Raw genomic sequence first — 13,468 nt, 5'->3', positions numbered from 1 at the left:
AAAAATAATTAAATCTAATCATAATACATAACATAATCATCCATGAATAACATCTGTATATTCATCAAAAGTTTTTAGCCTATCACTAGATTCGAAACCAATTGCACCTATCAAATTACCTTTTTCCCAATCACTTCGCGTTCCCCATATTATTTCCGTAAAATCATTCTCGGTTGAAGCAGTTACTTGATATTCTGACAACTCAGGGATAAAAGTACCCTTACCACCGACCTCAGCTGTAAATTTTGTCACTATTCTAATATACTGTCCCTGTTGTAAGTCTAACAGATCAACATATCTAGTCCCATTTTCAATACAAATATTCTTTGAATCCTTTACCAACTCGCCATCATCAGAAATTTCCACTATTGCCTCTAAATAAGCTGGACTTGGTACAACAGCAGTGATTTTTAATTGATTAAAATTCCAACATTTTTTTTCTGTTTTATAAGAAGGTTTAAATTGTGCTGGGCGTCTCCATTCAGTGATATGTGTGCCTTTGTTTTCAATATTACTAAAGTCTAACCAAACCGCTAATTCGTCGGATTTAGGTCCAATTTCAATAGGATTTTCATAAATAAACTGGTTTTCATCACAGGTTAGCTTTGTTCTATAAAATCTAACTTGACTAATCTGCGCTGGCAAATGCGTAAAATATTTTGGTCTACCAATTTCTGTAATAACATGTCCAATATACGAATATCCAATAAATAATGGTTCATTTTCCCAATTCCTTAGTTTAGATTCCATTGGAATACCTAAAATCGATGCAACTTTATTTGCATTACAATAAGAATCACCACCACTTTTTTTACAAAAACTAACTGTATATTGAACCCATTCATTTAAGCTTATATTACCACCCTGCCAATGGTATTCTGTACCATCATAACATGTTCCCCATTTTAAACTTCCTGCTCGCTCAACTACCATACGCAATAAATATGTTGCACCCCACCCAATTGACTTTCCTTTAGCCATCAATGGATTATGCCCCATCTCCGTATTCTTAGCCAATCGGCTAATATTTGCCCATACCACGCCCGTAAAACCTTCATTTACATGCAAGCTATCGCTATCAGGGATTTCTAAATAATCGCTGTATTGATCTAACTTCACCACCACCCTGTCAGCCTCTTTAACAACCCTTGGTGTACCGTGTAAAAGTGCATCATTACCATTTCCAGATAAATCTTTAACTCTTGGTATTATGCGTAAAGTGCTTTGTATCTTAATTTCTTTCTCCTCTAAGTTAGCTATTTTCACACGATAGTTTCCACCACGTAAGAATTTATGATAATACTGGATAAGTTTCTTCTCATATCCCCTTAATGACACCATTTTTGTTTCAATAATATTTTCGTCAATAAAAAACTCAACCGGAACATGTAGATCATTTTTTAGATTATTTGTAATTTCAACACTAGCACTTAACAAATTCGTATTTTTATCATTGTCAACTTTAAGTTTCATATATTCAAATGTTAATTGCTTAGGTTCAGAAACTATAATATTTTTAGTTACATTTGTTACTCGTAATCCATGTTGTCCAGGAATTTTTGCTTCATATATTGCCACAAAAAAAATTTCCTCATTACAATTTAATGCAATAACTCTCTCTTCGCCTTTATTACCAAACAAATTAATTACATGTTCAATCTCATTATCGTTAACCCTAACTGTTACAGCCGCTATACCACTTCCTACATTTCTAGTTTTACCAGTAATTTGAATATGCCCAAAATTATCAAGAGTAGTAATTTGAACGTTTGAAATAATAATTTTAGGCTCTTCATTGGTTAAAATTACTGTATCCACCAAAATTTCTTGTGGATTATCATTTTCAAACCCAAAACTTTGATAATCAAACCTATCCTTTACTATGTTTATGCAACCATAATCTCCTTTTCCAGTAGCGATAACTTCTGGAAATTCAGCTAATAAACGTTTATCAGACTCTCCTAAATTTAATTCATTTTCCCCATCTTGTGCACTTCCTTGTGTTATGTAAACTGTCTTCGCACCAATCTTAGGATTTATAGATATATTCTTAATATAGTAATGTAGATGACCACTGAGCACAAAATTAACATTATATTTTTCAGCAATAGGAACAATATATTTATTATTAAATTCATCTGTATATGGATGATGAAGCACCATTACTCTCCATTCCGCACTTTGCGATTGCTCTAATTTTAAATCATCAATTACCCAATCTAATGTATCCTTAATTAGTTTTTTAGTCTTAACATCAACAAGTAAGCCCGAATTAACTGCGTTCATTTCAAACAGACCCCAAGAATTGCTATCAATCATTAAAAAATGTGTTTTTCCATAGTCAAATGAAAATGTCCTCCCAGTTTCATCACAGTGGTAAATTTTTGATTGCGGGAAAGTAAAAAAATCGTTGTAAAATGGACCATCATCATGATTACCAGGTATATAGATAAATGGTATTGTTTTTAGTACTTCAGGGATTTTTTTAAACCAATTATTTTCATATTGTTCACGTTGATAACCTGTCCCAAATGGAATATCTCCAACATGAATAATGAAATCCGGTTTATTTCTCATAACTATGTTTGAAAATTGCTTGTTCGTATAAAATAAATGAGAATCACTTATTGTGAAAATCTTTATTTTATCGGGATTATCATTTAGAGTTTTAAAATTACCTCGCACCTTTTCTCCAGATTCTAACTGAATCATGTAACTATATTGAGTATTTGAATCAAGGTTATTTATAATAGCCATACAAATAAAGTTGCCGTCAGCATTATCTTTACAGGATGTTTCTTTGTGAATGCATACTTCTATACTTTGATCCAGCTGTCCATATATTCCATAAAATACATTCGTTTTTATCCGGGTTCGAGTTTCCCAAACTACAGTCATACTGTTTGTAGTTGGTGATAGCAAATACGGTCCATTCAGCATAACATCCTCAACCATTTTAATATTTCCTCCAATATAAATGAATTTATGTTTTTCTACAGTAGCTTACACTTTAAAAATAATTTAATATTGTTTTTAATCGACTATATAATTATAAATCATACAAAAATCATGAGGATATTTTGTATGATTTATTTTAAATTTAAAAGTTCTTTTAAAACTTTGAACAGTGTTCAGTTATCTTATAGTTACATCGATACTGCTTCCTTTTTTACCTTTTTAGCCCATAATGTTGGAACAATAACTAATGTCATTATAATAACTGAAATTACCCAAAACAACATAATATAATTAAAATTGTAAGTAACAGTGCCATTAACAACGATTTTACTGATACTCATTAGTTTAGCATTAACAAACTCTTGTAATGTTGCGCCACAATATGCAAGTAAGCCAACTATCCCCATTGCTGCACCTGTAGCTTTTTGCGAACAAAAATCTACAGCAAGCATGCCTCCGATAAAACATAAATTGACACCTAATCCAAAACCAAATATAGCTAAAAAAATCATATTAAGAATTCGACTTCCAGCTGGTGCATAACAGAACCCGATTATACCTATTAACATTACCAATCCAAAAACAATTGTTGTCACAGCATGACGTGATTTAAAAACTTTATCCGATATGACACCTGATAATAGTGAACCAAGACCTCCCATTATTGGTGATATTGCAATAATACTCCCTGCCATAACTAGACTATAGCCCTTTTGTTCTTGTAGAAATAAAACACCCCAACTATCAATAGAGTACCTTACAATACCCAAACAAATTGCACTCACAGCTACTATCCAAACATATGGATTTTTAATTGCTTCCCATTGAGCTTCTTTTGTTGATATATTTTTTTCTTTTTTAGCAATAACCGCCTCACCCTCAAATTCATTTGCAGAAGGTAAACCATAAGCTTGAGGACGATCATACATAGATCTATGCATCATAACTGCCAAGAAAATACATACAACTCCTGGAACATAAAATGCCGAATGCCAACCAAATGCAACTACTAACATTGATGTACCAACAAAAGTTGCTACTTCACCAACGTAATGTGCAATACTAAAAACACCATAATATGTTGCTAATTTACTCTTTGAAAACCATTGTGATATAGATACAATGCATGGAGCTGAACCCATTGATTGAAAACATCCGTTTATAAACCACAACACTAAAAAGACCCAATAACTATGAGAAAATCCCAAAATCAAATTAGCTACTGCTGCACCCAATAATCCTATTGGAACAATTTTTTTAATATTACACCTGTCAGCAAGGAATCCATTTATGCATTTACCAAATGCAATTGCAATTGTCATCGCAGCACCGATTGAGCCAAGTTGCATAGGCGTAAATCCTTCCCTAATCATCGGTTGTTTTACAACACCTAGCGTCAATCTCATAACATAGTACATGCCATAACCAATAATCATGGCTGTTAATCCTTGAACCCTAGCGCGCTTAAACATGTGTTTGACCTTTGATTCATCTTTAATACGAGGTTTTTCATCACCGGATAAAAACCATTTAAATATACTCATAATTAACACTTCCTCCCTATACTATTACACAAATAATGTGTTTTCTTATAATTGGGTTGTTTTATAAATATATGCCCTAGCCTTTTTTGCATATTCCAACGGATTTGCTATTGCTGGATCCTGTTCAGCCTCTACCAATAGCCATCCCTCGTAATCGTTATCAGAAAGTACTTTAAATATTGGTACAAAATCTATACATCCATCTCCCGGAACTGTAAAAGCTCCTTCTCTAACTCCCCTAAGGAAACTTAATTTTTCTTTTTTAACCTTAGCTTTTTTCTCTGGTCGTACATCTTTTAAATGTACGTGTTTTATTCTTTTTACATACTTCTTTAATATAGCTAATGGATCTTCTCCTGAATACACCAAATGTCCTGTATCATACAACAAGTAAACTAAACTATCATCTGTCATATCCATAAGTTTATCTATCTCTTCAGTAGTCTGAACTACCGTTCCCATATGATGGTGGTAAACTACTTTCATATCCTTTTCTTTTGCAATTTCGCCTAATTTATTAAGTCCATCTGCAAAGCTCTTCCATTCATTTTCATTCATATGATATTTACCTTCAAATATTGGAACATCCATCTGTCCCTGTATACTATGCCCTTGCTCTGATACAACAATTACCTTAGCCCCCATAGCATACAAGAAATTTCTATGTGCAATAAAATCTTTCTTAGTTTCTTCAAATGGCTTAGTTGTTAGAAATGAACTAAACCAAGCACTTGCTATTTGTAATCCTCTTAAATCAAGGGCTTTTTTTAAATCCTCCACATTTTTAGGATATTTATTGCCTACTTCTGTACCTTTAAATCCTGCAAGAGCCATTTCGCTTACAGCTTGCTCAAAAGTATTTTCTTTTCCTAAATCTGGCATGTCATCATTCGTCCAACCTATTGGACAAATTCCCAATTTTACTTTATTGTTATTAAACATAATATAATCCCCCCAATTCTAAAATTGCATCTAATATTTAATTTCAGATATTTTAACTGGTCTATTCTCATGTAATGATTTTGTAGCGGCTACACCAATTAATACAGCTTGTAAACCATCTTCTGCATTTACAGGCGTAGGTGTATTATTTACAATTGCGTCAATAAATTCTGTTACTTCTAGTGCATAAGCTTGCATATATCTTTCTAGGAAGAAAAATAAAGGCTTTTCTCCTGTAACACCATTTTCATTTGATATTACGGCTGTTGAAGTGCTGTCATTTGCTACTGCAACTTGACCTAATGATCCAAATACTTCTGCCCTTTGATCATATCCATAAGCTGATTGCCTTGAGTTATCAATAACTGCTAAAGTTCCATTTTTCATCTTTAATGTTATAATTGCTGTATCAATATCTCCAGCCTCACCTATAGCCTTATCAATTAATACCCCACCAGCTGCATATACCTCTTTCACTTCACTATCTAAAAGATATCTTACCATATCAAAATCATGAATTGTCATATCTAAAAACATGCCACCAGAAACTTTTACATAATCAATTGAAGGTGCCTCAGGATCTCTTGAAGTTATTTTTAAGATACGAGGTTCTCCAATTTTTCCGGCAACAACCGCATTCTTAACTGACATAAAATTATGATCAAATCTTCTATTAAAACCTACTTGATATTTAACCTTAGTTTTACCTAATTCATTAATAACTTCTTTTATTCTTGATAAATCATGATCAATTGGCTTTTCACAAAAAACATGTTTTCCTGCTCTTATTGCCTCTATTGAGATTGGAGAATGCGTATCTGTTGAAGAGCAAATTAATACTGCATCAATTTCTGGATCTTCTAATATTTTTTTATAATCAGAATACACCTCATGTATTCCTTTACTTTTCGCCCATTCTCTTGTTTCATCATTTAAGTATGCATCCGCAATTGACTTTATTTCAGCATTTTTCACATATTTTGATATACTTTCTCCATGTACCTTCCCAATTCTTCCTGCACCAATAATTCCAACTTTTAACATAATAGCATCTCCTCTAGTTTTAGTATTTCCTTGCATTTATAAGATTATCTTTTTTATCAATATAAGCTTTTTTTATTGATTCTTTATTAGAAACCTCAGCAACACCTATATGCCACCAAGAATCATAACCATCTGTCATTGTTTTTGGAAGTGTTTTTATATCTATTAAAGTAGATCTAGTTTGTTTTTTTGCATCTACTAGTGCTGCTTTAAGCTCTTCTATTGTTTTAACTGTATAGCTTTTCACTCCATACCCCTGCGCACATTTTGCAAAATCTATTGAAATTAGTCCACCATCAAGCTTACCACTTTCTTCACTTCTATATCTAAATTCGGTTCCAAAACTACCCATTCCATTTCCCATTTCTAGATTGTTAATACAACCAAATCCGCTATTATCAAATAACAATACATTTATCTTCTTATTTTCTTGAATAGAGGTTACAAGTTCCGAATGAAGCATTAAGTAACTTCCATCACCAACCATTGCATATACCTCTTTATTAGGTTCTGCAAGCTTCACTCCTAAAGCTCCTGATATTTCATATCCCATGCATGAAAAACCATATTCCATATGGTAGCTATATTTATCTTTTGAAACCCATAACCTTTGTAGATCTCCTGGTAAACTGCCTGAAGCACCAACTACAACATAATCTTTTTCAAGGAACTTGTTAATTTCACCTATAGCTGTAGTTTGTGGAAGAGCTTCTCCGCAAAGTTCATAAAATTCTTTTAAACTTGCTTCATTTTGCCTTGCTATTTCTGGTTTGAAATCATCTTCACCATATTTTATACTATATAATCTATCAATTTCTTTTTCCCACTTATTTTTCGCATCAGAAATTTCTTTGTTATATTTGCTCTTATATCCTTTTTTAATAAGCTTATACATAAGTTCTTCTAAATTAACCAATACATCTCCAACAACTTTAGTAGCATCCATTTTATTTGCATTATATCTAGATGTATTTATTGTTAAAAACTCAACTTCATCATTTTTAAATAATCCTTTAGAACCCGTTGTAAAATCTGTAAATCTTGTTCCAAGTCCTATTATTAAGTCAGCGTCTTTAGCTATAAGATTTGCAGCACGATTGCCTGTAACTCCGACTCCACCTAAATTTAGATAATGAGTTGATTCTACTGTACTTTTTCCTGCCTGCGTTTCAGCAATAGGTATGTTAAATTCCTGCGCAAATTTCTTTAGTTCTTCACCGGCCTCTGAATATTTGGCTCCTCCACCACAAATAATTAATGGTTTTTTCTTTCTAATTATTAAGCTTATAGCATCTTCTAGTTCTGCATCTGTACCTTTTCTTCTTTCAATTCTATGAACTCTCTTATTGAAAAAATATTCTGGATAATCATAAGCTTCTGCTTGAACATCTTGTGGCAGTGCAATACATACTGCGCCAGTATCTCCCTCATCTGTTAATACTCTCATTGCATTTATCATAGCTGACATCAATTGTTCCGGTCTGCTCACTCTATCCCAATATTTAGTTACAGGTTTAAAAGCATCATTTGTACTAATTGAAGCATTGTGTTCTTGTTCAACTTGCTGAAGTACAGGATCTGGCTGCCTTGTAGCAAATGTATCACCTGGCAATAATAGTACAGGTATATTATTTGCTGTTGCTGTTGCTGCAGCAGTTATCATATTAGCAGCACCAGGTCCTACAGATGATGTGCACGCGTATATTTGTTTTCTTCTTTTTTGCTTTGCAAAAGCTACAGCCGCTTGAGCCATACCTTGTTCATTTCTTCCTTGACGAACTATTAAATCACCTGGATCTTGCTCTAATGCTTGCCCAAGACCTAGTACATTTCCATGCCCAAATATTGTAAAAATCCCTTCAACAAATCTTTCTTCTTTACCATCAAAACTCACAAACTGGTTATTTAAAAATTTGATTAATGCTTGCGCTGTAGTTAGTCTAATTGTAGCCATTTCAAACCTCCTCATATCTTAATTTGTCATTAATACTATTTATCAGGCCAGATTTTAACATCTTTTTTCCAAAGCCATTGATGCTCTGGTACATCTATCCTGTCTGTCCATGGATTGTTTTCTAAATGCCTAATCATCCAGCAATAATACATTGCATAACCTGGAGCTGATGTTTGTGGATGAACAAGACCTCCTGGTATTGTAGCAAAACTTTCATCAGTTATTTTATAAGCCTCGTCACCAATTAAACATAAACCTAGACCTTGAGGTTTATTAAATTTATAGAAATATACCTCTGGTTGTGGATGATGATGTGGTGGGTAGCTTGACCATTTGCCAGGATAGGTTATAACTTCACCCATGACCATATTAGAATAAGGTGCATTCTTATAATCAAATACAGTTCTAACGACCCGCCTTGCAGTACCATTCCATGTACCTTCTCCAAAAATATCACTTTGGCAATCTTCAGGTGCATAAAATTTAGGTTCGAATTTTTCTTTATTATCTGTAGATTGAATAAGTATTTCACTTTCATCCTCTGCAGTTAATTCAACTTTTGTATTTTTTGATACGTGAAGACACCATGGATCCTCATCAAATACAGAATCTCTCTTCATTATTTTTTCGTTTTCTTTCCAACTTATTTTTATATTTCCTGTTAGGAGAAGTAATGCCATTTCCTTATCATTTTCATAATATTCTTTCCTTTCTCCCTTTCTGAGTTTCACAACTACTATATCCATTAACATATCTTTGTTCTTACCATCAATTTCACACAAGTAGTTTCCGCCATACTTTATGCCACCTAAACTATAAACCATGTTAATACCCCCTTATAAATCTTTTTTAAACTCGTGCAACCATTTCTCCATGTTCTTCTTTACTCTTTCTTATAAATTCTTTAATCTCTTTAGCTTTTGGCATTGCATCTGAGCAACTGTGACTTGCAACAAGCATTGCAGCTGAAGCGCTGCCAAACTCTAAGCAATCAATAATATCCCATCCTTCAAGTAGTCCGTAAACAAATGCAGAACCATATGCATCTCCACCACCAAAAGATTTAAGGAGTTTAACTGGGAAAGGCTTTATATTATAACTTTTTTTATCTGATGTATAGGCAGTTGATCCATCTTTTCCATGTTTTATAACAACAATTTTATTCCCATAACCGAACCATCTATTAGCAATTTCCTGATCACATTTATCTTGTCCAATTATTCCTTGAGTTAACTCAAATTCTTCGCTTGAACCTATTATAACGTCACTAGCCTTTGCAACAATAGCATAGTAAATTGCAATTTCGTCCTTATTAAGCCATGTATATTCTCTATAATCAATATCGAATATAACTACCGTATTATTTTTCTTTGCATACTCTAACGCTTTCAAAGTAGCTTCTCTTGAAGGGCTCTGCGCTAGAGCAGTTCCAGATATTATAATAGCCTTAGAATTTTTAATGTATTCTTCGCTTATTTCGCAGGCTTCGAGAGCTAAATCTGCAACACCGGTTCTATACATTAATATACTACTTTCTGTTGGACTTAGTATTTCCGTGAAGGTAAGCCCTAAAGATTCTCCATTTTTAGCAATGGCTACCTGCGACGTATCTATTCCTTCTTTTTTAAAATAGTTAATAATAAATTCACCAAATCTATCATCTGAAACCTTGCCAATAAACCCTACCTTTTTACCTAATCTTGCAAGTCCTACAGCAGTGTTCGCTGGTGACCCACCTAAATATTTTTTAAAAGTTGTACTTTCTGAAAGTGGCATATTTATATCAATAGGATTAAAATCAATTGCAGCTCTACCTATTGGAACAATATCGAATTTCCTACTATTATCAAATTTAATGTAACCCATCATTTTGCCTCCTAAGCTTTATTTTGACTTCCAAATATCAACATATGTCTCTTTACATTAAGATATGCCCCTTCTATTTCTGCCTGATGCAATTCAAAGTAATCAACCTTTTCCGATTGTTCATATAATCTTCTAACATTTTCTTCAACTGACGCAAATGTTGCAGTTGCTATATTTATTTTTCTAATTCCAAGACTTATACATTTTCTAAAATCATCCTCACTTATACCTGTTCCGCCATGGAGTACTAATGGAATCTCTACACTTTTATTTATTTTATCTAATACATCAAAATTCAATTTTGGTTTTTCTAAGTATACTCCATGAGCATTCCCTATTGCTACTGCTAATGCATCAACACTCGTTTGCGCATAAAACTCCTTCGCTTCATTTACCCCAGTACATAACGCTGATAAATTTTCTGATCCATCTTCACTACCCCCAACACGCCCTATTTCAGCTTCTACGTCTGCATTATATTTTATTGACTCAGAAATAACTTCTTTTGTTAACTTCATATTCTCTTTAAGTGTATGTTTTGAACCATCTATCATAACTGAAGTAAATCCAATCTCAAGAGCTTCCTTTATTCTTTCTATTGTAATTCCATGGTCTAAGTGTACAGATACTGGAACTTTTGCATTTTTTGCTGCTGCAATCATCATCGGTCCTATTAAACATAATGGTGTATGATTTAATCTTACTTCCGCTATTTGAAGTATCATCGGTGATTTTAATTCTTCACCAGCTTTTATAGCTCCCATTATCATCTCCATATTTGCTATACTAAAAGATCCAACTGCATATTTTCCTTTTTCTGCCTTACTCAATAAATCTTTCATACCTACTAATGACATTTATTCCACCTCTTTCATAATGATTCATATATTTATAACAATTTACCTTTAAATTCGATTTCGCCAAACAATCATTGTTTTTGTGTATTCGTTATCATCGCCCCTACAAATTTCTCCACATTATTTATATAAATTGGTTTTAAAATAAAGTTGCTCATTTTTCAACCTCCTATGTTGTTATTTTATTGTTACTTATTGATTATATTATACATAACTTAACCAACACTTGTCAATACCAATTGGCTATTTTTTTGTTTATTTATTAAATGTTGAGTATCTTATAGGCAAATTTAGAATTTGAATCTAAAAATGTGTGGTCACAGTGATAAAAGTAGAAGGTCAATATACACCTTAAATATATAAAAGCTGGTGAATTTATTCACCAGCTTTTATATATTTAAATTAATATTAACTATTCCCATAACCCTTTTGTTAATTTTTCAATTTCGTTAAGCCTCTTTTTAGTTTTCTCTATATCAATAATAATCACATCATTATCAATACTCAGTACATCCCCCTCTTTAGCTATACTAGGAATTTTAGATTTTTTAATATCTATCATAGTCCTATCTTCTTTTTCACAAACAGCATAATTCCCTTCAAATCTATCGATTATTACATTCACTTAATTACCTCCTGCACATATATTACAAGGATCATTATGTGAAGAACTTAATGCTTCACCTAACGTTCCGCTTAATATAGTCTTACTTCTTGCGAGTGTTCTACAATTTTTATCATAATGATATGATTTCCCTGATGGGGTATAATATACAACTTTACTATTATTTGATGATTTAGGCAATTTTATCGCAACTTTTTTAACTGTCGAGGTTCCGCTACTTGAAGAACTTTTACCAGCAGAACTTGAACCTGACCCTAAAAAAGCATAACTACCTGGTTTAGTATTAAAGGTTATATTTTTACCATCAGATGTTGCAACTATTGTTCCACTTTCATCAGTCCTATAAACCTTAACACCCTTCGCTTTTAATTTATCCATTGTTGATTTGTGAGGGTGGCCATAACTATTCTCTTTACCTAATGAAATAACAGCATACTTAGGATTTACTTTATCTAAGTATGCCTGAGTAGTTGATGAGCTCGAACCATGATGTCCTACCTTAAGCACATCAGCACTTATATTAAAACCTTTGGATAATATTTCATTCTCAGATGCTCCCTCCGCATCCCCGTCAAAAATAAAGCTATTATTGCCAAAGGTTAATCTTATTACAATTGAAAAATTATTTAAATCTTCATAGCCAGTACTGTTGGGTGCTAAAATTGTAGCTGTTGCACCCCCTACTTTAAAAGTTTCCCCAACTGTAGGTGTAGTTACTTTCATTCCCTTAGCTTTAATGGCACTTACCACCTCTAAAAAAGTCTTAGTATTTGATGTAACCTTTGGCATATAAATTTTACCTATTTGAAAACTGTTTATTACGTAATCTAGCCCTCCAATGTGGTCCTCGTGTGGATGCGTACCTACAATATAATCAAGCTTCGTAATACCTTGCTTTGTTATATAATTTTTAACAGTACTTGAGTCTTCATTATTTCCTGCATCTATTAACATTGAGCTTGTTCCTTGCTCTATTAAAATGCTATCAGCTTGTCCTACATTTATATATGAAACTCTTAGATTACCATTAACTGTCTTTTTATTAGCTAAGCTTATATTTTTAGTAGGTTGAAGCTGTTTCTCAGTTGTATTCTGCTTTGATGATACTTTACTTGATAAAGTTGTTTTTGTAGCATTTTCAGATATACTTGAGCAACCAGTCAAGCTGAAAATAAGTATTACCCCCAAAATAGAAGTCAGATATTTTTTAATATTTCTCATTTTAATCCCCTTGTAATATATTTTTTACTTTTGTTCTAAAATAACATAATCGTATATATAATTATATTCGAGCAATTACATAACTGCTAATACATTTTTATATCGCGTTTAAAATGCTCTACCTACAATTAAATCATTCCACTGTCATTATTCAACAAATATATGCAAATACCCTTCAATTTTTGTATAAATAATAAAACTCCCGTATACTACTCCCGGAGTTTTATAAAAATCTTACAAATAAAACGAATAAAATTTGTAGAATAGTCAATAATTTAAATATACCAACTTTATTGTTATATGTATAAAAAATACTGCATTGGGTCCCCCCCAAATGCAGTATTTTGCTTTTAAATTTTCTAAATCTTTACGTAATGCTAATAGATTTAAACAGTGGTAAAATAGCAAAAGAAGAAAAGTTATGCCCTTATTAACTTGGCATAATTTTTCTTCTTTA

At 32.5% G+C, this 13,468-nt stretch carries 10 protein-coding genes; all 10 read right to left on the bottom strand.

Features of this window, described 5'->3' with window-relative positions; genetic code table 11:
- Positions 1 to 36: 36 nt before the first annotated feature.
- Positions 37 to 2,955 carry a metallophosphoesterase family protein gene (locus tag KPL54_RS08195; RefSeq protein ID WP_216106106.1) on the bottom strand — a complete coding sequence of 973 codons (2,919 nt, stop codon included), beginning with the start codon at positions 2,953 to 2,955 and terminating at the stop codon, positions 37 to 39.
- Positions 2,956 to 3,146: 191 nt separating this feature from the next.
- Positions 3,147 to 4,502, bottom strand: a complete 1,356-nt coding sequence (locus KPL54_RS08190; RefSeq protein ID WP_216106105.1) for an MFS transporter — start codon at positions 4,500 to 4,502, stop codon at positions 3,147 to 3,149.
- Positions 4,503 to 4,547: 45 nt separating this feature from the next.
- Complete coding sequence (iolE, locus tag KPL54_RS08185; protein ID WP_216106104.1) at positions 4,548 to 5,444, bottom strand: myo-inosose-2 dehydratase; 897 nt, start codon at positions 5,442 to 5,444, stop codon at positions 4,548 to 4,550.
- A 30-nt stretch (positions 5,445 to 5,474) separates the two neighbouring features.
- Positions 5,475 to 6,488, bottom strand: a complete 1,014-nt coding sequence (iolG, locus tag KPL54_RS08180; protein ID WP_216106103.1) for an inositol 2-dehydrogenase — start codon at positions 6,486 to 6,488, stop codon at positions 5,475 to 5,477.
- Positions 6,489 to 6,507: 19 nt separating this feature from the next.
- Complete coding sequence (gene iolD, locus KPL54_RS08175; protein WP_216106102.1) at positions 6,508 to 8,442, bottom strand: 3D-(3,5/4)-trihydroxycyclohexane-1,2-dione acylhydrolase (decyclizing); 1,935 nt, start codon at positions 8,440 to 8,442, stop codon at positions 6,508 to 6,510.
- A gap of 35 nt (positions 8,443 to 8,477) precedes the next feature.
- Complete coding sequence (locus tag KPL54_RS08170) at positions 8,478 to 9,266, bottom strand: 5-deoxy-glucuronate isomerase (protein WP_216106101.1); 789 nt, start codon at positions 9,264 to 9,266, stop codon at positions 8,478 to 8,480.
- Positions 9,267 to 9,291: 25 nt separating this feature from the next.
- Positions 9,292 to 10,308 (bottom strand): 5-dehydro-2-deoxygluconokinase, encoded by a 1,017-nt coding sequence (gene iolC / locus KPL54_RS08165; protein ID WP_216106100.1) that lies wholly within the window; start codon positions 10,306 to 10,308, stop codon positions 9,292 to 9,294.
- A gap of 11 nt (positions 10,309 to 10,319) precedes the next feature.
- The gene (locus tag KPL54_RS08160) at positions 10,320 to 11,165 is read right to left on the bottom strand and encodes a class II fructose-bisphosphate aldolase (protein WP_216106099.1); all 846 of its coding nucleotides are present in this window, start codon (positions 11,163 to 11,165) and stop codon (positions 10,320 to 10,322) included.
- A gap of 412 nt (positions 11,166 to 11,577) precedes the next feature.
- Positions 11,578 to 11,790, bottom strand: coding sequence for a DUF3006 domain-containing protein (locus KPL54_RS08155; protein ID WP_216106098.1), 213 nt, complete (start codon positions 11,788 to 11,790; stop codon positions 11,578 to 11,580).
- Positions 11,791 to 13,011: a ComEC/Rec2 family competence protein gene (locus KPL54_RS08150; RefSeq protein ID WP_216106097.1), complete on the bottom strand. Its 1,221-nt coding sequence runs from the start codon at positions 13,009 to 13,011 to the stop codon at positions 11,791 to 11,793. It abuts the gene before it with no gap.
- Between the last annotated feature and the right edge of the window lie 457 nt (positions 13,012 to 13,468).

It is taken from the genome of Clostridium estertheticum, assembly GCF_018861295.1.
GTDB lineage: Bacteria > Bacillota > Clostridia > Clostridiales > Clostridiaceae > Clostridium_AD > Clostridium_AD estertheticum_D.
Note: the sequence above shows the minus strand (reverse complement) of the source record. Positions and strands in the feature narration are given on the sequence as shown.

Coding starts and splice junctions, on each gene's coding strand:
- KPL54_RS08190 (WP_216106105.1), bottom strand. CDS start 4,502: ATGAGTATATTTAAATGGTTTTTATCCGGTGATGAAAAACCTCGTATT.
- iolC (WP_216106100.1), bottom strand. CDS start 10,308: ATGGGTTACATTAAATTTGATAATAGTAGGAAATTCGATATTGTTCCA.
- KPL54_RS08170 (WP_216106101.1), bottom strand. CDS start 9,266: ATGGTTTATAGTTTAGGTGGCATAAAGTATGGCGGAAACTACTTGTGT.
- iolG (WP_216106103.1), bottom strand. CDS start 6,488: ATGTTAAAAGTTGGAATTATTGGTGCAGGAAGAATTGGGAAGGTACAT.
- iolD (WP_216106102.1), bottom strand. CDS start 8,442: ATGGCTACAATTAGACTAACTACAGCGCAAGCATTAATCAAATTTTTA.
- KPL54_RS08195 (WP_216106106.1), bottom strand. CDS start 2,955: ATGGTTGAGGATGTTATGCTGAATGGACCGTATTTGCTATCACCAACT.
- KPL54_RS08150 (WP_216106097.1), bottom strand. CDS start 13,011: ATGAGAAATATTAAAAAATATCTGACTTCTATTTTGGGGGTAATACTT.
- KPL54_RS08160 (WP_216106099.1), bottom strand. CDS start 11,165: ATGTCATTAGTAGGTATGAAAGATTTATTGAGTAAGGCAGAAAAAGGA.
- iolE (WP_216106104.1), bottom strand. CDS start 5,444: ATGTTTAATAACAATAAAGTAAAATTGGGAATTTGTCCAATAGGTTGG.